Genomic DNA, 21,342 nt, shown 5'->3' on the forward strand with positions numbered 1-21,342 from the left:
CTAGAACAATAGCTGTTTATTTAACCACCCTCATTGTATATAAAACTGACCAACATTAAAGCCTTAATTATTTTCAACGTAATCCGCTAAAATTGATAAGTAGGCCTGTTTTTGCTCTAAGGGTAACCACGCTACGTTAAAAGCATTAGCAATGAGGGTCGCCATATCCGCTTTGCTAAATTGCCCTTCATTTTGTAACTCTATTAAGTTTTCATTCAAATAGGCACGAAAGTACGCTGGATCATCAGAGTTGATAGTGACTAACATGTGATTGTCCAGCATCGTTTGAACTTCTTTAGCGGTAAGAGATTGCACCACAAAGCGATTAGACACTGGGCAAACGGTCAATCCGAGTTTTTTGTCTTTGATTTTGCCAATCAATACCGGATCTTCTAAAGAGTTAATACCATGGTCTATTCGATCAACCTCAATTTCATCAATGCATTGAGTCATATGAATGAGGGTGTTGTCTTGATTTACATCACAATGCATGGTGAGTTTTAAACCCATGGCTCGAGCCTCGGCAAATACCGCTTTAAACTTTGAAGGAGGATTATTTTTTTCATCTGAATCAAGACCAACGCCCACCAACCAATCAACATAAGGCTTGGCCATCGTTAAATGCTGCATCGCGGATTCCGCGCTCATGTCCCGCAAAAAACACATGATAAGCTGGCTGTCGATACCGAGTTGTGCTTTGGCCGCTATTTGCGCTTTATGAATACCGGTGATCACCGTTACAAAGCTCACTCCTCGGGTAGTGTGCGCTTGTGGATCAAAAAACAACTCTGCATATAAGGTTTGCTGTGAGCGTGCTTTGGCGAGGTAGTCCCACGTCAGTTGATAAAAATCTTCCTCAGTCATCAATACTCCCATCCCAGCATAATAAATAGTCAAAAATGAGGGGAGATCATGAAAGTCATAGGCCGCCACAAGGGCTTCAGGTGTCGCGTAGGCCAAGGTAATATTGTTTTTTTGCGCCAATTGGAAACTGAGTTCTGGTTCAAGGGTGCCCTCAAGGTGAACGTGTAATTCTGCCTTAGGCATGTTTTCGATAAATGCTTGCATGAGTAACTCCAAGGTAACGAAACAAAAGGATGTGCTGAGCAATCAGCAAAACTTATGCCTGTCACGATGCGCCTAAAACAATGCCCTTAGCCTGCATGGCAAGTAACTCGCGCACCCAATGTACTACTTTGTGGTCAATGTTGGTGCGTGTAAGCACGCAAATTATTCGCTTATGATGCAGCTAAGTTATTTAACATCAAACCAGCTATTCGTTTGAAATCAGCCACATCTTGACTGGATAGACCCGCGAGTAAAGACGCTTCGATTTCTTTTTCAAGCTGACTTATTTTTTGTAAGAGTGCTAAGCCACTGCCCGACAACGTTAATATTTGACTGCGTTTATCACTGGGGCTGGCTTGTTTGACTAACCATCCTTTCTCAATCATATCCTTCACTAAACGAGCGATTTGCGCCTTATCTTTGCCCAGTAATTGCACGAGAGCATTTGCAGTGCAGTGCGACTGATTAGCAATAATGTGTAAACAACGCACATGCATGCCATTTAAGCCCAACTCATTCGCATTCACCGCCGTTTTAATATGGCCACGGTAAATCTGCGCCAGACCAAAAATTGTTTCTCGTAATCCCATCACGTTAATTCACCCACATTGGTTGACTTTATCAACAATTTATTTATAATTGACTTTATCAACTAAATTATCTTCATGCAAGTTGTCCTTGCATTTGCAGTACTCAATCAAACACAAGAGGCTAATAATTATGCAACAACGCCCTACTAGAAAATTTCGTTCAACGACAGTGGCTTCAGTGACTACCCTGAGCCCACATTTAAAACGCATTGTCTTGACCGGTGATGATCTACATGACTTCCCCTTACAGCAAGATGGTATTCATGTAAAAGCAGTGCTCTCACCTGACGGCAAGCCTTTTAGCGATGACAGCTGGCGAGAAGCGACGAAACGCTCGTATACCATCCGTGAATTTGACCCCGTGAACAAACACCTCGTGCTGGATTTTGTGATTAATCGTCATTCAGGCCCAGCCACCAATTGGGCAGCCCAAGCTAAAGTGGGTGATTATATTGGTATTGCCGGACCGGGTGAGCCAAAACTTACTGATTTTAGCGCGAACAGTTATTTATTAGTGGGAGATCTTACCTCAGTTAATGCAGTCAATGGCTACGCAAAATTTATTCCGGCCAGCGCACAATTAACGGCCATCGTTACGGTCCCTACTCGGGAAGACATCATTGAGATGGACGCTGGTAAGCATCTCAACGTGCACTGGCATGTTGAAGATGAAACGTCCCTCACGCTGACTGAATTTGTAGAAAAATGGGTGGCTAATATACCAAGCGACACTCAGGTATTTTTGGGCTTAGAAGCAAGCCAAGTGCGTGCCGTAAAAGGTTTATTATTAAATGAATATAACGTTAATCGTCTTACCATGCATGCCACCGGATATTGGAAACAAGGTATGGATGCAGATCGCTTTGGCGCAGATAAAAAACGTAATCCACTGTAATCACCAGCATGCTAATTTGAGGCCGCTATTTTGCAAGCAAAAACACTTTCAGTAAAAACCGCCACGGTGCTCGCGATGGCAATGGCGCTTGGGCCATTCGCCCTTGACACCTATCTTCCGGCTTTTCCCGTCATCGCGCAAAGCCTTGATGTTTCAGTGCACCAAGTGTCGCTGTCGATTTCTCTGTATATTTTTGTATTAGCCTTAGGGCAATTATTTGGCGGGCCGCTCTCTGACCGCTTTGGTCGCAGTAAAGTCATGCTAAGCGGCATCGCGCTCTTTGCTATTGCCAGTATTTTCTTATCGTTTGCAAACAGCCTAAGCGAATTTTTACTGCTGAGGGTCTTGCAAGCATTAGGGGGTGGCGCGGCCACAGTGACCGTGCCCGCACTGGTAAGAGACCGTTTATCTGGTACCGAGGCCGCCAAATTTTTTGGCCTGATTGGCTTGTTTATGGCATTAGCACCCGCGGTGGCGCCTAATATTGGTAGTTTAATTTTAGTAATGGCCGAGTGGCATTACATTTTTGTTTTTCTGGGAGCCTACGCCTTGGTAGCTATGCTGCTGCTGAGCCAAACCGTGTTTAAACAAAAAGCGCCTACGGTAGTCAAAGAAAAAATCGATATCATTAAACGCTATAAACAGGTTATCGCCAATCGACCAGCCCTGAGATTTATCGTTATTGGCTCTTTAACGTCATCAATTTTAATGCTGTTTATTGCCCATGCCTCATATATTTATCAGGGGCATTTTGAGGTAACACCTGGCACTTTTTCTTTGTTATTTTCAGCCAATGTTGTTCTGATGTTAGTTGCCAATTTAAGTAATCGTTTTTTACTTAATCACTATTCTGCCTTTCAGATATTAAGAGGAAGTTTAACCTTACAAGCAGGCGCGATCTTATTGTTGATCACTATTAGCCTCTTCCAGCCAGTATTGATTCTTTTTGTTCTGGCCATGGTATTTACCATTGGAGCCTTAGGTGCTACATCCCCCAATATTCAAGCATGTTATATGGACTACTTTGAAAAAAATGGGGGTACAGCGGCGGCGCTCATGGGCGCAACTCAGTTTTCAGTAGCTGGCATTGTTTCAGCGGCTTCGACCCTATTACCTGAAGGGATTTTGTCCATCGTGTTGGCGCAAGGGGCGTGTTCGCTGATTTGCGTGCTCCTTATTTGGCGCATGCAGGCAGATAGTGTCCAAACTCAAACAAGTGACATCACACCACATTATTAGTGGCAGCAATTCATCACAGACCAATTCCTTTCATGGCCTGGGTTACGAGCGGAAGCAACGCTTCTTGCCCAGTGCCAGCTCTGGCCATGGCAGCTGTGCCACTTAAAAACGTTATTAAAAATCGAGCATGTAGTTGTGCATCCACATGAAGGTTTCGCTGTTTCGCTTCTTCGTCATGAGTGAACACATCGACTAGCGCCTGATAGGCAAACTGGCTAACTTCTTTAATTTTTGCCACCGCCGTTTGAGGGATACACTCTCCTTCCGCCTCAGAGACGCAGAGCGAAATGTAACACCCTTTCGGGGTATTTTCACAACATTGGCCACTAATCACCGAGCTCAAATACGCTTTTAGACGAGTTGGTAAATCACTTTCAACGGCAAGTAATTGCTGACGATGCACAAGATCAACACTTTCAACATAATGCTCGGTTGCCTTCACAAACAAGACTTCTTTGTTGCCAAAAGTGGCATACATGCTGGGTTTGTTAATTCCCATTGCTTCGGTCAAGTCACTTAAAGACGCGCCTCCATAACCTTTTTTCCAAAAGACCATCATTGCTGCTTTGAGAGCCTGACTTCGGTCAAACTTAATCTTGCTATTACTTGGCACTTACCTGCTCCACGTGACTTACTCCGGTCAAACTTACCACCGTTTTACTAACACAATACTAAGTGTCCACTAAAAATAGTGGTTGACAGCATTATACCGATCGGTACAATCACTTCAACTTTACCGATCGGTACAAAGTAAATTTAATTAACTTAATAGTAAAAAAGGAAATCTTATGCGCTTTTTAATCAAAGACAAAGTGGCACTAGTAACAGGTGCTAATCGTGGTATTGGCAAGGCTATTGTGGAGTCATTTATTAGCCATGGTGCTAAAAAAGTATATTTGGCGGTCCGGGATCCTAAAAGTACTGCTGAGTTATCAGAGCAGTATGGCAATAAAGTCGTGACATTGACCCTCGATGCAGGAGACGCCGAGTCAATCACATTAGCCGCTTCTCAAGCAACAGATGTTGATGTTGTGGTTAACAATGCGGGTGTTTTAGAAGTTGCAAGTCCCTTATCAGATAACGTTGAAGAGGCCTTGGCCCATGAGTTTAAGGTAAACGTTCTTGGCCTAATCCGCGTGGCTAACGCTTTTGCCCCTGCATTAAAAACGAAAGAGTCTGCCGCCTTTGTGCAATTAAACTCTGTGGCATCAATCGTTAACTTCACGCCTTTCACCACCTATTCGGCGTCAAAAGCGGCCTCTTATTCTGTGACTCAAGGCTTGAGAGACGAGTTGTCGCCCTTTGGTGTTCAGGTACTTAGCGTGCATCCAGGCCCCATTAACACCGACATGGCCAGTAAAGCCGGCTTTGAAACCTCAGATACCGTTGAAAGTGTATCTGAAGGTATTGTAAAAGCGCTTGCCGACGGGAAGTTTCACCTGTTCCCTGACGCCATGGCTAAACAAATTCAAGGCGCTTATCAGAGCTTTTCAGATGCAATAATTACTGCGCCATCAAGCGCTGAATAATAGACGTTCAGGGTGCAGTGAGCGGCGCCCTTATGCTGGCAATCCCAACAAGTTGAGACTCAAAATGACTGATAAAGAAGATTACGTTCCCCCAAAAGTCTGGGAATGGAAAAGCAAAAATGGCGGCAATTGGGCCAGTATAAATCGCCCCATAGCAGGGCCTACCCACGATAAAACGCTACCCAGAGGCCAACATCCTCTGCAACTGTACTCTATGGCAACACCAAACGGACAAAAAGTCACCATCATGCTCGAAGAGCTACTGGCTCTTGGTGTCAAAGAAGCAGAATACGATGCGTATTTAATCAAAATTTCTGAGGGTGAGCAGTTTTCAAGTGGCTTTGTGGACATTAACCCCAACTCTAAAATTCCAGCCTTATTGGATTTGTCTGGCGAGCAAGCAATTAATGTATTTGAATCAGGTTCAATACTTGTTTACCTCGCTGAAAAATTTGGTCAACTGCTCCCCAAAGACACAATACAGCGCACAAAAGTCATGAACTGGCTCTTTTGGCAAATGGGCTCTGCGCCTTATCTTGGTGGCGGATTTGGTCATTTTTACGCTTACGCACCCAGTAAAATGGAATACCCGATTGAACGTTTTACCATGGAAGTAAAACGCCAACTCGATGTATTAAACCGCCAACTTGCTAATAACACCTACATTGCGGGTGACGATTATTCAATTGCTGACATTGCGATTTGGCCTTGGTACGGGGCGCTAGTACTTAATTTAGTATACGAGGCCGCTGAGTATCTTGATGCTGACTCTTACCCTCATGTAAAGCGTTGGGCTAAGGCCATCTTACTGCGCCCAGCAGTGCAAAGAGGACGTCGCGTTAACCGAGTGTGGGGCGAAGAAAGTGAACAACTGCCCGAGCGCCACAGTGCACAAGACTTTACCATTAAGTTTATTAAGTAAGAACATTACGTCGAATACAGGTTAGCGATCCACTCGTTAACCTGCCAATATTGGTAGTGACTGATAAAACAGCTTAGGCAGCTACTACGCTCTATTCTGCCTCAGTCTTGTTGCTTTATGCGAATGCCGATAATAGGCAAACTGTGATTAAATAACAGCAGGTATCCATTGAATTCTTTTATGCAAATTAGCGCTTTAGTCATTTTCGTCACTTTGTTTTACAGCGCTCGCTTACAAGCCAAGGAAAAAATCACTGTTGCCTTTGGTGAAATATTAGCTCCATGGGTACTCGCGGATACGAACACAGGTATCATTATCGATATTTTTGATTCGGCAATGACTCCTTTAGGTTATGAAATTGAAAAAATTTACTTGCCCTACGCTCGTCGTTCCAAGGCCTATAAGAATGGTACGGTTGATGTAGTCTCAGACATGAACTCAAACACCATTGAAAAATATCAGCTTCAAGGCTACATGTCTGAGGTGGCCTATACCTACCAAAATTATGCGTTTAGTTTAAGTAAACGTCATGTCCAATTGACTCAACTTAGCGATCTTGAAAAATACAGTTTACTTTCATGGCAAGATGCGACAGTCCATTTGGGCGCAGACTACGCACTTATGGCAAAAAATAATCCGCGCTACAGTGAAACCTTTGATCAATCCATGCAGGTCAAAATGTTATTTCTCGAACGTTTTGATGTGGTCCAAATGGACGCCACTATTTTTGATTACTATCGAGCGAAAATCGCCGCAACCAATAACATAGACATGACTCAAAAGGTTGACCGACAAGCCATATTTGGCGCCAGTCCTAATGGATTTATGTTTAAATCCGAAAAAATGCGTGATGAATTTGACCGACGATTACGCCACTTAAAAGCAAACGGTCAATATCACGCTATTTTTGAGCGCTATGTTAGGAATTACTAAGCAAATATCTCTTTACTCCCCACTTCATGTTAGCGGTCAATGATTATTTGCTGGTTAAAGCCGAGTTCCACCAAACGATTAAACGCCTCACAAACATTTTGTGGCACAGCTTGCGGTATCTGATACCCCTTGGCTGGATACACTATTATACGTTGTAAGTCCCCGACCATCAGATTGATAAACTGCTTAACATCATCGACCATAACAAGGTAATCCTTAAGGCTCACTTGATAAGAAGTCACGGTGACGGGTATATCAACAAATTGCTGCTTAAAAGTGGCGAAGGCTCGTCGCTCTAAATACGGCTTACACACCAGTATTACGCTCTGAGGCATTCGTCCTTGTTTGGCCAACAGTTGCATCGAAAACCGAATATTCTCGGCACAATTGCTGGCGTGAGTCTCAAGCCAAATATCACGGGTGGCGACCCCAGCTTGTACAGCAAGCTCAGCAAAACGTTGTGCTTCAGGGGCTTGTTTAGCTAGTTTGGTCAGTTTTCCATAGCCCCCACTGAATATCAGCACATCACTCATCTTTTGCTGATAAAGCTCAGCGGCTCTGTGGGCAGCAAAAAGCTCCTGACTGCCCATAACAATTATGCAATCTGCCGGCTTAATCTCATGCTTTAACTGGTGGTAATCCCACAGGCAAGTGAGGAGTGGGTAGATATCGTCGCGAACGCCATCTAGCATCAAGCTCAGCTCAGTGCGTAGAAGGTTTGACTGAAGAACGGCAGAGCTAATTGTCCACTTTCATCGAGCCGGTGCGCCACGTAGTGGCACCTACTGGCGCAAATTTCGCTTTGGTATTCCACTTTGGTTTGATCAAACTAAGCGGAATTTCTCGCTTTCTTGCTTCGATGATATAGATCGCACTGAGCCAACCTAAGTATTTTTCACACCACGTTAGCCAATTAGATTCAGGGGCCAGACGGCGCCCCAAAAAAAGCTCAGAAAATACCGAGCGGCGCACCGAAGTGATTTCAAAGCCGAGTAAATGAAGCCAATCTTTGGTGCGGGTAAGACTAAAAAAACGTGCTTGATGCAGAGGATTACTGCGCTTAAAGGGCAAATACTTGAACAGCCCGCATAAACTCCAGGGATTAAATCCTACCAAGACTAAATGACCATTTGGAATAATTGTTCTGACTACTTCACGTAAAATTTGATGGGGATCTTTGGCAAAATCTAATTCATGAGTTAACAAAATAGCATCAACACTATTTTCAGCTATGGGCAAGGAATCAGGTTTGCCCACTACATGGCTATAATCTTGTGTTTTGCGTGTGAGATTAAATTTATGTTTAATGGGGCATTGAGCAAGGGTAATTTCACTACTCAAATTACCGAGTCGTAATAAATGGTAACCGAAAAATTGACGACTTGATTCAGCCAAGGTGGCCTCAACAATATCACGTAAGGCCTCCCCCATGGGCAAATCCTGCCACGAGTTGGGGTATTGGGGTGCGGTGTGAGTTAAGGCTGGTTTCATCAAATTATGTTAACCTAGTTCTTAAATAAGATCTTCAAGCAATTGTTTGTCATTTGGCCCAAAACTGCAACTGTCGATAGGGTACGGCGACAGCCAATAAAGTTAAGGCTCAAAGAATAAGGAGTAAGGGTGTCTTTACAGATCTCGGCTATTAAAGCCTTTCAAGATAATTATATATGGTGTTTGCATAACAGCAGCTACTGCTACGTGGTGGATCCGGGCGACGCACAGCCAGTTATCGAATTTTGCCAAACTCACAAACTTTCGTTGAAAGGGATCCTAATTACTCATCATCATTGGGATCACACTAATGGCTTGCCAGAGCTCGTGGCGACCTTTGGTGATATCACTATTTTTGGTCCCCACAACCCCAAGATTGATTTAATCAATGTGCGCGTAGGTCAAGGCGACAACCTTAATTTACCAGAACTTGATTTGGACTTTACCGTCATGGAGGTACCAGGTCATACCCTCGATCATATTGCCTATTATGGCCTTGGGCGATTATTTTGCGGTGATACCTTGTTTTCTGCCGGATGCGGTCGTTTATTTGAAGGCCAACCAGCGCAAATGCATGACTCTCTAAGTCAGCTAGCGGCTCTGCCAGGAGATACCCTAGTTTATTGCACTCACGAATACACCTTAGCCAATATAAAATTTGCGCTTGCGGTTGAACCAAATAACCAAGCCTTACTCGAATACCACCAATGGGCCCAAGCGCAACGTGCAACTGAGCGTGCGACCTTGCCAAGTTCAATCACCAAAGAGCTTGCCATAAACCCATTTTTACGGTGCCAGTTAGACAGTGTAAAACAAGCGCTTTTAGACCATCGCAACACTCCGTTTAGTACAAATGAAGATACCTTTGCCGCGCTAAGACGCTGGAAAGATGAGTTTTAATCAGTAGAATGCGAAAGCAATGCATTAATTGAGGGTGTTATGCCCTTAACTATGAGTACCAATATCCACAAGGAAACTGTCTGTGCGAGTAAAAATTATAAGTATCCTTGCCATGAGTGCACTTCTATCGGCCTGTCAAATGACGCCGAACGAAACAAGTGATAACCAAGAATTAGACCAAGAACACCAAATTGCTGAACAAATTAGAGTCTCCTGTGAACAATCAGGGGAACAAGTGGCTGACATTTTTGATTGTGATTCTGCTGAAGCAGGCACCATTCCGGTCACGCATCCGGTAGATGAAGTGGTCGTAGATGAACTAGAGGCACCTGAAGAAGTCGCTGCAGTTGATGAGGAGATTGTTGATATATGGCAACGGATCAGCAAGCAACTTAACTTCGAAATTATCGATGATAAACGGGTGACCGAGCAACGAGATTGGTATTTGCGTCATCCCGCTTATATGGAGCGTGTTGCTAAGCGCGCCAAACCTTTTTTACATCTTATTGTTGAAGAGATCGAAAAGCACAATATGCCCCTTGAACTGGTGCTGTTGCCTATCGTTGAAAGCGCCTTTGATCCCTTTGCTTATTCCCATGGCCGCGCAGCTGGAATGTGGCAGTTTATTCCTGCTACTGGCAAACGTTTTGGCATGAAACAAACCTGGTGGTATGACGGACGCCGCGACGTACTGGCGTCCACTAAAGGAGCTATCGCCTACTTGACCTACTTAAATACTATGTTTGACGGCAATTGGTTGCATGCCTTAGCCGCTTACAACAGCGGCGAAGGTAGGGTAATGGCTGCTATTAAGCGTAACAAAAAAGCCAATAAATCCACCGAATTTTGGGCGCTTGATTTACCTCGCGAAACTCGCGCCTACGTGCCTAAATTGTTGGCGTTAGCGGATATCCTAAAAAACAGCGAAAAATACAATTTTGTTTGGCCAGAAATTGAGAATCAGGCCTTAACCCAAGCGGTTGATGTAGGCTCACAAATTGATTTAGCCTTAGCTGCACAAATGGCGGGGCTGACAGTAAAAGAACTGCATGCATTGAATCCTGGCTACAACCGCTGGGCCACGGATCCTGATGGGCCCTTTGAGTTATTATTGCCAATTGATAAGGTCAGTCAGTTTCAACAAGCCTTAGCAAAAACCGACAGTAAAGAACGCTTAAACTGGGTGCGCCATAAAGTTAAAGGTGGCGATAGCCTGTTAAAGCTCGCTGACAAATATCACACTACCGTAGACATTATTGCGCAAGTCAATGAGTTAAAAGGCAACATGATCCGCCAAGGTGACTACTTAGTCATCCCTGTGGCGCTCAAATCTCTTGATTCTTATAGTTTGTCGCAAGACCAGCGTTTAGTGGCAACCCAATCTAAAAAACACAGCGGGGCCTTTAAGTTAAGTCATGAAGTAAAAAGTGGCGATACCATGTGGGATATCAGCCGCAAATATAAAGTGAATTTACGCAGCTTAGCTAAATGGAATGGCATGGCGCCGACCGACCCTCTCATACCGGGTAAAAACCTTGTGGTGTGGGTGGACAAAGTCACTGATAGTCAATCGAATAACGCCATCATGCGCAGCCTAACTTATACCGTGCGAAGCGGCGACTCGTTAGCCAGAATTGCAGATAAATTCAAAGTGAGTATTAAAGACATCCAGCAATGGAATAAAATAAATGCCAAAAAATATTTACAACCTGGTCAGCGTTTGAAAATTTATGTTGATGTAACGCGGACCTAGACGCCCATTTAGCCCTAAAGACATTGAAATAGCGGCTTAACATCCTTTGCTTTAACGCAGGCAGCGAATGTTAAGCTCTCTAATAGAGCCCTAAAGTAGAAAACTATGCACGCCTTAGCACTCAAAGTTCCACCTCTTGCGCAGATTATCATTGCCATCGCCTTAGTTTATGCTATCGCGCAATTATCCATTGCCCCTTTTCGCTTTGCCTTAACGGATACCCTAAGTGGCCTGTTTTTATTAGCTGGCGCTATTGTCGCATTTATGGGCCTTAGGCAGTTTCGCCTTGCGAAAACGTCCACTAACCCACTCAATCCAAATAAGGCCAGTAGTTTAGTCACCTCTGGCATTTACCAATACACCCGCAACCCGATGTATTTGGGTATGGTGTTAGTGCTCATTGGCGCCATTATCGAATTTGCTAGCCTGCTGGGCTTTATCGTATTGCCCTTGTTTATTAGCTACATGACACAATTTCAAATTAAGCCTGAAGAACGTATCGTAGAGAGCTTATTTGGTGAGGAGTATGTTGAATACAAACAACGAGTGAGGCGTTGGATATAAGGGCCTTACACAGAATTATTGCGAGTTAGCCAGCCAACTTGGCAAATCCAGTATTGGCGGCGCTGTAGCACACATGTCTACGGTATCTATGGCAGCTAAATTTTGTGATAACTTGCTAAAATTGTTTTCAAAGACTCAATCTCGACCGGTTTAGTTAGGTAATTGTTCATACCAGCATCGAAACACTTCTGTTTTTCGCTCGTCAAGGCGTTTGCCGTTAGGGCGACAATAGGAATTTGACTGAACACTTCACCCGCATCACCTGCTCTTATGCGCCGAGTTGCTTCGTAACCATCCAAATTAGGCATTTGACAATCCATCAGAATGACATCATACGTTGTCGGACGAGCTTGCTTGAGCATATCAATCGCTTCGAGTCCATCATTGGCAACATCGACGTTCACCTCAATACTTTCTAAAATGGCGAGCATGACTTGTTGATTAATGAAATTGTCTTCAACCAACAGAAGTCTTAAATGAACAAAAGATGGCATCGACGCCGAATGCTGTTGCTGACTCAATGGGGCTAAGGGAGTCGGCACACCAAGCTTAATTGAAAATTTGAACGTAGAGCCCTTCCCTATTTGACTCTCGACACTAATATTGCCCCCCATCAACTCACACAACTGTTTGCTAATAGCCAGTCCCAATCCGGTGCCACCAAATCTTCGGGTCGTCGATGTGTCTGCTTGAGAAAAAGAATCAAAAAGAAAAGGTAGGGCGGTTTCACTTATACCCATGCCGGTATCACGTACTTCAACATCCAAACGCAGATAATCGTCAATGTGGACCAGATGATATAGAATATTAATGCCACCGGTTTCGGTAAACTTAATGGCGTTTGACAGCAAGTTATTCAATATCTGTTTTATACGGTAAGGGTCTCCCACCACCCTAGTTTGTTGACTTTGAGGTTTGCTCAAATCTAGCAGCAAGCCCTTTTTAGTCGCTTGAAATTGTTGATCATGCACAAGCTCAGAAAGAAACTGATCGACATCAAACTCCATAAGCTCGATAGCAAGTTCACCAGCCTCTATTTTTGAAAAATCTAAGATATCATTGATGATAATCATGAGTGAGTCAGCACTTCGTTTAGCAGTTGCAATAAAATCCGCTTGGTCTTTGTTCAGATTAGAACGGGCAACCATTTCAATCATGCCAATGACACCATTCATAGGTGTGCGAATTTCATGGCTCATGTTGGCCAAAAATGCACTTTTTGCTTCCGTAGCGGCCTTGGCTTCCATTTCATGTTGAATGGCAATATCCCTCTCTTGTTTGAGCTCTATTTGTTTCGCTACAACGTTTTTGCGCGCTAAGTGAGCAAACCAACTCAATAATGTACTCATGGACATGGCAAAGAAAAAATGTTGTACCAAGGGCATTTCAAGAACGAAGTTCACAGTAATCCAGCCCAACCAATTAAATAAAATAGCCGCAACCCAATGGTAACGATTAGACAGTACAATGCCTGAGGCAATAATGGTCACGAAGATATTAGTGGTTTGTTCAGGAGCATGAGACAACCATAAATGCAACAGGCTATTGCTTGTGCCCATAACTAATAAAGCCAGAATGCCAAGGCTCTGCTGAGCACTCGAGATGTGAGCAGCCATGCGGCCCAGCATAAAACTCACCGTGGCTGTCACCAATGCAGAGGTGACTAAGACCCACTTAAAATCGTCTTGCAGAAAAAAAAAGTGGGCTAAGGTGAGAAAAAAGTAGAGGACAGCAAAAAAGTATGCCACTGAGCGAAGTTGAACCATGGCGTCATTGCTGTCTTGATTTACGAGGCTGTGTTGACTCATCTAAGCTCCAAACTAAGCGTTGTACCAATGTATATTAGGCCAATGGTCAATAAAGACCCCGTACCATACTAATAAATAAACTAAAAATTATAAAAAAAGGCAAATAACCCTAGGTTAGTTGCCCTTTTCATATTTACCGGTTCGCTGCTTTTTCGCTAATTTTTAGCGATGAATCAGGCACAGAGCAATCAAAGCCCTTTTGTATCAACTACCCTCGGCGCCACGTCGTGCCGTTAGGTCCGTCTTCTAGTACGATATTCAAGGCTTGAAGGCCATCGCGGGCCACGTCAGCTGCTGCCCAATCTTTCTTGGCTCTGGCATCGTTACGGGCTTTGATCAGCGCTTCGATTTTGGCAACATCATCATCACCATTCGTGCTTAAGCTAGATTGTAAGAATGTCTGAGGAGCTTGATGCAATATCCCCAATACAGCGGCAAGTTGGCGTAGCACACCAGCTAAGTCTGCGGCCTTTGCTTGGCCTTCTGGAGTGTTATCTAATTTTGCTTTATTTAAATCTCGGGCCACTTCAAACAACACAGCAACGGCTTCTGGTACATTAAAGTCATCGTCCATCGCCGCATTAAAACGCGCCAAATAGGCGCCCAATGTTAAATCAACCGCCATGTTAGGCTCAATATCACGCAAGGCCGTGTATAAGCGCTCTAAACCTGAACGGGCTTGTTTGATGTTATCTTCTGAGTAACTTAACTGACTGCGATAATGGGCTGACATCAAAAAGTAACGCAGGGTTTCAGCATCATATTGATTGAGTACATCACGCAAAGTAAAGAAGTTCCCAAGGGATTTTGACATCTTAACTTGGTCAACCTGTACCATCCCAGCATGCATCCAGTAATTCACATAAGGGGTGTCAAAAGCGCAGCATGATTGCGCCACTTCGTTTTCATGATGGGGAAAAATCAAATCTGAGCCCCCACCATGAATATCAAAATGTTTACCAAGGTGTTTATGATTCATCGCCGAACACTCAATGTGCCAGCCAGGTCGACCTTCTCCCCAAGGTGATGCCCAAGCTGGCTCGCCCGGTTTAGCCGTTTTCCATAGTACAAAATCCATCGGATCCCGTTTATCGTTATCCACATCCACGCGCGAACCCGCATTTAATTGCGTTAAATCTTGTTTGCTAAGTTTGCCATAATTACTGTAGCTATTGACCTCAAATAATACATCCCCCGAGGGCGATTGATAGGCAAAGCCTTTTGCAATAAGCTTTTCAATCACATCAATAATTTCAGGAATATGCGTGGTAACCCGTGGCTCGATATCGGGCTCAAGTAAATTAATCGCGGCAAAGTCTTCATGCATCTTGGCGATAGTACGCTGAGTTAATTGCTCCATGGTTTCGTTATTTTGCTGAGCACGCTGAATTATTTTGTCGTCAACATCGGTGATATTTCGCACATAATTCACTTCATAGCCCCGTGAGCGTAAATAACGCACCATTAAATCAAAACTTAAATACGTGCGAGCATGGCCCATGTGGCTCAAGTCATACACAGTGATACCACACACATACATACCCACTTTGCCCGGTTGCAATGGCTGGAATAGCTCTTTTTGTCGAGTAAGTGTGTTGTAAATATGCAGCATTACGTTTTCCTATTTAGGCTGTGGAATAATAAAAAACGCCGATTCTAGCATTGTGAAACTCGCCTCGCATTAATCAATCAGTGCTAACTGCTTAAAAACTTACTTTGTTTAGTGTTAGAATGAGCGCTTTATTGACATGTTGACGTTACAGGACAACTTAATGGTTAAACTACATACAAATTATGGCGTAATCACCCTTACGCTTTTTGCCGATAAAGCACCGCTTACCGTGGCTAACTTTTTGGAATATGTGAAAGAAGGTTTTTACGACAATACTATTTTTCACCGTGTTATCGACGGCTTCATGATCCAAGGTGGCGGTTTTGGTCCAGGTATGGAACAAAAACCAACTAAAGACACCATCAAAAATGAGGCAAACAACGGTTTAGCCAACAACGAAGGCACAATCGCGATGGCGCGTACTAACGCTCCTCACTCTGCCACTGCACAGTTTTTTATTAACGTAAAAGACAACAGCTTCTTAAATTTCCGCAGCGAAACACCTGATGGTTGGGGTTACTGTGTATTTGCTGAAGTGTCTGAAGGCATGGACGTTGTTGAAAAAATTAAAGCGGTTAAAACAGGCAATTCTGGTTATCACCAAGACGTACCTGTTGAAGATGTCATTATTCAAAAAGCAGAAATCATCGAATAATTTTTGCCTCTACTACCTACGCGCAACACCTTGTTAGTGTTTGCACGTAGGTTTTTCCAGCCAAATGACATAAAAGCCCCATGCTCCCAACGACCTACTTTATATCTGACTTACATCTTAGTGCTGAGCGCCCGGATATCAGCGACTGTTTGTTTCGCTTTTTACAGGAACAAGCCGTGCAAGCAGAGGCACTGTATGTATTAGGTGATTTATTTGAAGCGTGGATTGGTGATGATGATCAAAGTGCCTTTAATCTCAGTGTTGCAGATGCGTTTAAAGCCTTGGCCGACACCGGTGTAGCGGTTTATTTTATCCACGGTAATCGTGATTTTTTAGTACGCAACACCTTTGCCAAACAAGCCGGATTTACCCTATTGCCAGAGCAAGTTGTTGTTGATTTGTACGGCACACCTACCCTGTTAATGCACGGTGATGAACTGTGTACCCGTGATGTGGCGTATCAGAAGTTTCGTCGCAAAGCCCGTGGTTGGTGGTGGCCTCGTTTAGTGCTTGCCCTGCCGCTGAGTACTCGACGCAAAATCGCCGAAAATGGCCGGAAAACCAGTAAGCAAAACCATGCAAAATTAAGCATGGATATTATGGATGTCACCCCACAAGACGTGGTTAAAGCCATGGAAACCCATCAAGTGACTCGGCTTATTCATGGCCACACTCATCGCCCTGCTATTCACGCTTTAACGGTCAATGGCCAAGCCGCCGAGCGCATTGTATTGGGCGATTGGTACGATCAAGGCAGCATTTTGAAAGTTGACCCAAATGGCGTAGAGCTAAGCAATCAAGCCTTTAACTTCAGCGCCAATGAATAGGTAGCCAGCACAAAAAAGCCTAATGTCGCCACCTACTTTTCCCCTCGCCTAGCACTAAGCTCAATAATATTTTTGTCATCTCGCTGCCACAAAAACGACACAGTAATGCCGCGTAATTGTAAACAAACTGTCGCCTGAGTTTCACAAAGCTCACCTAAGCTACTGTGCGTCAACTAGGTCGAGAATTCACTTTCGACCCTCACACACAAAACCGCAATTAGGATAGACAACGATGAATAAGACTTACAAAGCAGCTTATGGCGTGCTGGCATTAGCCGTGTCCACCGCCCTTAGCGCAGAGGTTGTACCCGCTTATCAAAGCGCTGATAACTGGTACACGGATGCCCAAACAAAACTCACGCAAAAACTCGAAACCAACAATAAATTCAAAGCAAAAAACGTAATTTTGTTTGTGGGTGATGGCATGGGTATTTCTACCCTTACTGCGTCTCGCATCCTAAAAGGACAACAAGCCGGTAACAGCGGTGAAGAAGGCTATTTAAGCTTCGAGGCTTTTCAACATACCGCCCTAGTTAAAACCTATAACGTTGACGCTCAAACGCCAGACTCTGCCGGTACCATGACGGCGATGATGTCAGGCCTAAAAACTGACGTTGGCGTCATAGGGGTGGATGAAGACGTTGAGCGCGGCGATTGCAGCACAGCCAAAGGCAATGAGGTGACTACCGCTTTAGAGTTAGCTGAAATCAAAGGTTTGTCTACCGGTATTATTTCTACTGCCCGTATTACTCATGCAACACCTGCGGCGACTTACGCTAAATCAGCAGACCGCAACTGGGAAGATGACGGCGACATGCCTGCAGCTGCACTTGCCGCCGGTTGCACCGACATTGCCAGTCAATTAGTGAATTTTGAAGCCAACCTTGAAGCTCGGTTTAAAGGTGTGGATGTGGATGGAATCGACGTAGTCATGGGCGGTGGACGTCGCTCGTTCTTACCTAAGGACGCTGCCTTTAACAGTGCTGATGCAGTAAGCGAAGTCGAAGGTGACCGCACTGATGCCAAAGACTTGACCGCTCAATGGCAAGCCCATTATCCACAAGGTAAGTACGTGATTGACCAAGCGGGTTTTGAAGCTGTTGATGCGGCCACCACCACCAAACTGTTTGGTTTATTTAATGAATCACATATGCAGTACGAAGCTGACCGCGCAAATGATGTTGCAGGCGAGCCTTCAATTGCGCAAATGACTGAAAAAGCCATTGATATTCTGGATAACAACGAACAAGGGTATTTCTTGATGGTTGAATCAGGCCGTATCGACCACGGCCATCATGCAGGCAGTGCTTACAACGCTCTAACCGATGCAATTGCCCTATCTGACGCCGTTGAAAAAGCGGTCGCGATGACCAACCCTGACGATACCTTAATTTTAGTCACTGCCGATCATGGCCACGTTTTTACCATCGCCGGATACCCAAAACGTGGTAATCCCATCTTAGGAAAAGTGGTATCGGTTGGCTCTGATGAAGCCGCGTTAGACGCCGAGGGCATGCCTTACACCACAGTGGGCTACAACAACGGTAATGGCTTTCATGACCTAGGCAACGCGACTGATGCAGATTTAAGCTACGGCCAAGACATTGCGCTAGGCCGTGCAGATCTTACCACTATCGATACTACCGCCAGCGGTTATCACCAAGAAGCGTTGGTCCCCCTTAGTGACGAAACCCATTCAGGCGAAGACATTGCCTTACATGCACAAGGGCCCGGCGCCCAGTTGGTTCAAGGTGTGATTGAACAAAGTGTTGTGTTTCATTTAATTGAACAAGCGCTCGACTTAATTCAGGAATAGGCAGAAAAGCATCATGAAAACATTAAAATTAACAATGATAGCCATGGCAGTAATGGGCTTGTCAGCCTGCATGGATGATGGAAACGACGGCACGAATGGAAGTGACGGCGCAAATGGTAGCAATGGCTTAACCAGTTTAGTGCTACAAACTAACTTAGCTGTAGGCCATGCCAACTGCCCCAATAGCGGCGTGCAAATCGACTCTGGTCTTGATGCAGATGCCAATGGCACGTTGGATAGCAGCGAAATCACCAGCACCGATTATGTATGTGCCCCAGGTGTCAGTAGTGTAAGCTCAAGTGAGTTACTCACTAACCTCAACAATGACTGGTTTGTTGATGGCCAAGAAAAAGTCGCTCAGGCGCGCAGTGCGTGGTTAAACGCCACGAACACTCAAGTAAGTGTTAGCACCAAAAGCGGTGTTGAGCTTGCAGCTAAATCAATTGAACGCTTGCGCGGCAGCGCTAAAAACGTGATTTTATTTGTAGGTGACGGCATGGGTGTATCAACCGTAACGGCCGCTCGCATACTTGAAGGACAGTTAAACGGTGAGCTTGGTGAAGAACACCAGTTATCATTTGATACCTTTCCTTTTGCGGGCTTATCTAAAACCTATAATGTTGACTCACAAACCCCCGACTCTGCAGGCACCATGACGGCCATGATGAGCGGCGTAAAAACCGACATCGGCGTTATTGGGGTAAGCGAAGCGGTTGAGCGAGGTAATTGCAGCACCGTTAGCGGCCACGAATTAATCACTGCCCTTGAACTGGCTGAAATTGCGGGCAAATCTACGGGTATCATCTCTACCGCCCGTATTACGCATGCCACTCCAGCGGCTACTTATGCAAAATCAGCAGATCGCGACTGGGAAGACGACGGTGATATGCCTGCCGATGCAAAAACAGCCGGTTGCACCGACATCGCTGACCAATTAGTAAACTTTGAAACTAACTTAGAAGCGCGTATTGGCGGTATTGATGTGGATGGTATCGAAGTTGTTATGGGCGGTGGACGTCGTTCATTTTTGCCCAAAGACGTGGCTTTTAATAGCACTGATGCGGTCAGCGCAGTAGAGGGCGACCGTACAGACGGCCGTGATTTAACCGCTGAATGGCAAGCCAAATACACCAGTGGTACTTATGTGATGGATCAAACCGGTTTTGATGCGGTAGACCCCGCCAATACCACCAAGTTGTTTGGCTTGTTTAATGAATCTCACATGCAATACGAAGCGGATCGTGCCAACGACGTAGCAGGCGAGCCTTCTATTGCCCAAATGACTGAAAAAGCCATTGATATACTCGACAACAACAGCGAGGGCTTTTTCTTGATGGTTGAGGCCGGTCGTATTGACCACGGCCACCACGCAGGCAGTGCATACAGCGCCCTTACCGATACTATCGCCTTATCTGATGCGGTGAAAAAAGCAGTTCAAATGACCGACATGAGCAATACCTTAATCATTGTTACTGCTGACCATGGCCACGTATTTACCATTGCCGGTTACCCTAAACGCGGCAACCCAATCTTAGGTAAAGTGGTCGGTGTTGGTTCACAAGAGCCAGCCCTTGCCGCCGATGGTATGCCCTATACAACCTTGGGCTATACCAACGGAAATGGGTTTAGAAACCTAGGTGACGAAACCGATGCTGATGCTGGTTATAACCTCCCTATAGCTGCGGGTCGCCATGACTTAAGTGATATCGACACCACTTCACCGGGTTTTCACCAGGAAGCACTCGTTCCGCTTTCATCTGAAACCCACTCAGGTGAAGACGTAGGCATCTATGCCTCAGGCCCTGGGGCCTTATTAGTCAATGGCACCAACGAGCAAAGCACCATTTATCATGTAATGGAATTTGCCGCTGATTTAAGTACTAAGGCGAATGCCAAGCAGTCAATTGAATAGACTGTTAAGCAAATTAAGGGCGCAATGACTTGCGCCCTTTTTTCCCTTTACCTGTTAACGACTTTAAACCACTCAAACGCCTATTTTTCACTTTGGAGCAAACCGTGAAAACCGTATTCTTTTCAATGCTGTTACTGGCAAGCCAACTTAGCCACGCACAATGTGATATCGATCCGACACATCTGCGTGCAGAATATACCCTGCAAACCCACAAAAATGACCAAACTGCGCAAAAAAGTTCACTCATATTGTGGCGAGATGGCCATACCGTTGCCCATCAATTTCCACAAACCAACATTACCGAATCATGGTATTTGTTAAAAAACCAACAAATCAAACCCACTCGCTTTTTTGATCAGTATAAACGCGCCATCGAATATCAACCCGGCGAAAAGGTACATGGCAAAAGTGAAAAAGACTGGCTATATCGCTATCAGTTGGTCTCGCAGGCCTTACTTTCACAACTTGAACTAAGCAGTGAAAGCGGCGAAGGCTGCAACCAAGAGCAAACCTTTAGCAAAGACACCACTCAGGGAAAGATTGTAGTGAAATGGCTACCCGCACTGAATCTACTGAGCTATTTCAGTTCCACCGTGGGTGGGCAACAAGAAATTTGGCAACTGACTAACAAGCAAAGTGATTCAAGCCAAATTCAGGCCTTTTTTGCCCAGCGTAACGCTTATCAAAGTACCGACTTTGCCGACATCGGCGACGATCACAGCGACCCCTTTTTAGCCAAAATGATCAACCTTGGTTTTGTCGAACATGGCGCCTCAGGGTTTTATAATGCCGACGGTCAAGCAATTGGTGCTGAGCATAATCATTGAT

20 protein-coding genes are annotated in these 21,342 nt (G+C 44.8%); 13 read left to right on the plus strand and 7 right to left on the minus strand.

Annotation, left to right across the window (positions count from 1 at the left end; genetic code table 11):
- Nucleotides 1–63: 63 nt before the first annotated feature.
- Nucleotides 64–1,068 carry an adenosine deaminase gene (gene add, locus NWQ57_RS04990; protein WP_306021032.1) on the minus strand — a complete coding sequence of 335 codons (1,005 nt, stop codon included), beginning with the start codon at nucleotides 1,066–1,068 and terminating at the stop codon, nucleotides 64–66.
- A gap of 170 nt (nucleotides 1,069–1,238) precedes the next feature.
- Complete coding sequence (locus NWQ57_RS04995; RefSeq protein ID WP_306021051.1) at nucleotides 1,239–1,658, minus strand: MarR family winged helix-turn-helix transcriptional regulator; 420 nt, start codon at nucleotides 1,656–1,658, stop codon at nucleotides 1,239–1,241.
- Nucleotides 1,659–1,788: 130 nt separating this feature from the next.
- Between NWQ57_RS04995 and NWQ57_RS05000 the strand changes: the two genes are divergently transcribed.
- Nucleotides 1,789–2,553, plus strand: a complete 765-nt coding sequence (locus tag NWQ57_RS05000; protein ID WP_306021033.1) for a siderophore-interacting protein — start codon at nucleotides 1,789–1,791, stop codon at nucleotides 2,551–2,553.
- A gap of 30 nt (nucleotides 2,554–2,583) precedes the next feature.
- Entirely contained in the window at nucleotides 2,584–3,792 is a 1,209-nt protein-coding gene (locus NWQ57_RS05005; protein ID WP_306021034.1) for a multidrug effflux MFS transporter, read from the plus strand.
- 13 nt (nucleotides 3,793–3,805) lie between these two features.
- On the opposite strand, the gene NWQ57_RS05010 is transcribed toward NWQ57_RS05005, so the two are convergent.
- Nucleotides 3,806–4,405: a TetR/AcrR family transcriptional regulator gene (locus tag NWQ57_RS05010; protein WP_306021035.1), complete on the minus strand. Its 600-nt coding sequence runs from the start codon at nucleotides 4,403–4,405 to the stop codon at nucleotides 3,806–3,808.
- Between the two features lie 175 nt (nucleotides 4,406–4,580).
- Between NWQ57_RS05010 and NWQ57_RS05015 the strand changes: the two genes are divergently transcribed.
- The 3 genes from NWQ57_RS05015 (at nucleotide 4,581) to NWQ57_RS05025 (ending at nucleotide 7,176) form a co-directional block, all read left to right on the plus strand.
- A complete protein-coding gene (locus tag NWQ57_RS05015) occupies nucleotides 4,581–5,321 on the plus strand; it encodes an SDR family oxidoreductase (RefSeq protein ID WP_306021036.1) in 741 nt (246 codons plus the stop codon).
- A gap of 64 nt (nucleotides 5,322–5,385) precedes the next feature.
- Nucleotides 5,386–6,243: a glutathione-dependent disulfide-bond oxidoreductase gene (yghU, locus tag NWQ57_RS05020; RefSeq protein WP_306021037.1), complete on the plus strand. Its 858-nt coding sequence runs from the start codon at nucleotides 5,386–5,388 to the stop codon at nucleotides 6,241–6,243.
- 180 nt (nucleotides 6,244–6,423) lie between these two features.
- Nucleotides 6,424–7,176, plus strand: a complete 753-nt coding sequence (locus NWQ57_RS05025; RefSeq protein ID WP_306021038.1) for an ABC transporter substrate-binding protein — start codon at nucleotides 6,424–6,426, stop codon at nucleotides 7,174–7,176.
- A gap of 29 nt (nucleotides 7,177–7,205) precedes the next feature.
- Here NWQ57_RS05025 and NWQ57_RS05030 read toward each other — a convergent pair whose 3' ends face one another.
- Both NWQ57_RS05030 and NWQ57_RS05035 read right to left on the minus strand, forming a co-directional pair.
- Nucleotides 7,206–7,868, minus strand: a complete 663-nt coding sequence (locus tag NWQ57_RS05030; protein WP_306021039.1) for a YdcF family protein — start codon at nucleotides 7,866–7,868, stop codon at nucleotides 7,206–7,208.
- A 46-nt stretch (nucleotides 7,869–7,914) separates the two neighbouring features.
- Nucleotides 7,915–8,667: a methyltransferase domain-containing protein gene (locus tag NWQ57_RS05035; protein WP_306021040.1), complete on the minus strand. Its 753-nt coding sequence runs from the start codon at nucleotides 8,665–8,667 to the stop codon at nucleotides 7,915–7,917.
- 129 nt (nucleotides 8,668–8,796) lie between these two features.
- Between NWQ57_RS05035 and gloB the strand changes: the two genes are divergently transcribed.
- The 3 genes from gloB to NWQ57_RS05050 all read left to right on the plus strand — a co-directional run bounded on the left by gloB (nucleotide 8,797) and on the right by NWQ57_RS05050 (nucleotide 11,884).
- Nucleotides 8,797–9,567: a hydroxyacylglutathione hydrolase gene (gloB, locus tag NWQ57_RS05040; protein ID WP_306021041.1), complete on the plus strand. Its 771-nt coding sequence runs from the start codon at nucleotides 8,797–8,799 to the stop codon at nucleotides 9,565–9,567.
- An 82-nt stretch (nucleotides 9,568–9,649) separates the two neighbouring features.
- Nucleotides 9,650–11,320 carry a LysM peptidoglycan-binding domain-containing protein gene (locus NWQ57_RS05045; RefSeq protein WP_306021042.1) on the plus strand — a complete coding sequence of 557 codons (1,671 nt, stop codon included), beginning with the start codon at nucleotides 9,650–9,652 and terminating at the stop codon, nucleotides 11,318–11,320.
- 105 nt (nucleotides 11,321–11,425) lie between these two features.
- The gene (locus NWQ57_RS05050; protein WP_306021043.1) at nucleotides 11,426–11,884 is read left to right on the plus strand and encodes an isoprenylcysteine carboxylmethyltransferase family protein; all 459 of its coding nucleotides are present in this window, start codon (nucleotides 11,426–11,428) and stop codon (nucleotides 11,882–11,884) included.
- Between the two features lie 95 nt (nucleotides 11,885–11,979).
- On the opposite strand, the gene NWQ57_RS05055 is transcribed toward NWQ57_RS05050, so the two are convergent.
- The gene (locus NWQ57_RS05055; RefSeq protein WP_306021044.1) at nucleotides 11,980–13,692 is read right to left on the minus strand and encodes an ATP-binding protein; all 1,713 of its coding nucleotides are present in this window, start codon (nucleotides 13,690–13,692) and stop codon (nucleotides 11,980–11,982) included.
- Between the two features lie 208 nt (nucleotides 13,693–13,900).
- The gene (gene cysS, locus NWQ57_RS05060) at nucleotides 13,901–15,304 is read right to left on the minus strand and encodes a cysteine--tRNA ligase (protein ID WP_306021045.1); all 1,404 of its coding nucleotides are present in this window, start codon (nucleotides 15,302–15,304) and stop codon (nucleotides 13,901–13,903) included.
- Between the two features lie 160 nt (nucleotides 15,305–15,464).
- On the opposite strand from cysS, the gene NWQ57_RS05065 reads away from it, so the two are divergent.
- The 5 genes from NWQ57_RS05065 to NWQ57_RS05085 all read left to right on the plus strand — a co-directional run bounded on the left by NWQ57_RS05065 (nucleotide 15,465) and on the right by NWQ57_RS05085 (nucleotide 21,341).
- Complete coding sequence (locus NWQ57_RS05065; RefSeq protein WP_306021046.1) at nucleotides 15,465–15,959, plus strand: peptidylprolyl isomerase; 495 nt, start codon at nucleotides 15,465–15,467, stop codon at nucleotides 15,957–15,959.
- 80 nt (nucleotides 15,960–16,039) lie between these two features.
- Complete coding sequence (gene lpxH / locus NWQ57_RS05070; protein WP_306021047.1) at nucleotides 16,040–16,786, plus strand: UDP-2,3-diacylglucosamine diphosphatase; 747 nt, start codon at nucleotides 16,040–16,042, stop codon at nucleotides 16,784–16,786.
- A 232-nt stretch (nucleotides 16,787–17,018) separates the two neighbouring features.
- Complete coding sequence (locus NWQ57_RS05075; RefSeq protein ID WP_306021048.1) at nucleotides 17,019–18,602, plus strand: alkaline phosphatase; 1,584 nt, start codon at nucleotides 17,019–17,021, stop codon at nucleotides 18,600–18,602.
- 13 nt (nucleotides 18,603–18,615) lie between these two features.
- A complete protein-coding gene (locus NWQ57_RS05080) occupies nucleotides 18,616–20,514 on the plus strand; it encodes an alkaline phosphatase (RefSeq protein WP_306021049.1) in 1,899 nt (632 codons plus the stop codon).
- A gap of 104 nt (nucleotides 20,515–20,618) precedes the next feature.
- Nucleotides 20,619–21,341 (plus strand): hypothetical protein, encoded by a 723-nt coding sequence (locus NWQ57_RS05085; RefSeq protein WP_306021050.1) that lies wholly within the window; start codon nucleotides 20,619–20,621, stop codon nucleotides 21,339–21,341.
- The last annotated feature ends 1 nt before the right edge of the window (nucleotide 21,342 follow it).

The organism is Paraglaciecola sp., assembly GCF_030730205.1.
Taxonomy (GTDB): domain Bacteria; phylum Pseudomonadota; class Gammaproteobacteria; order Enterobacterales; family Alteromonadaceae; genus Paraglaciecola.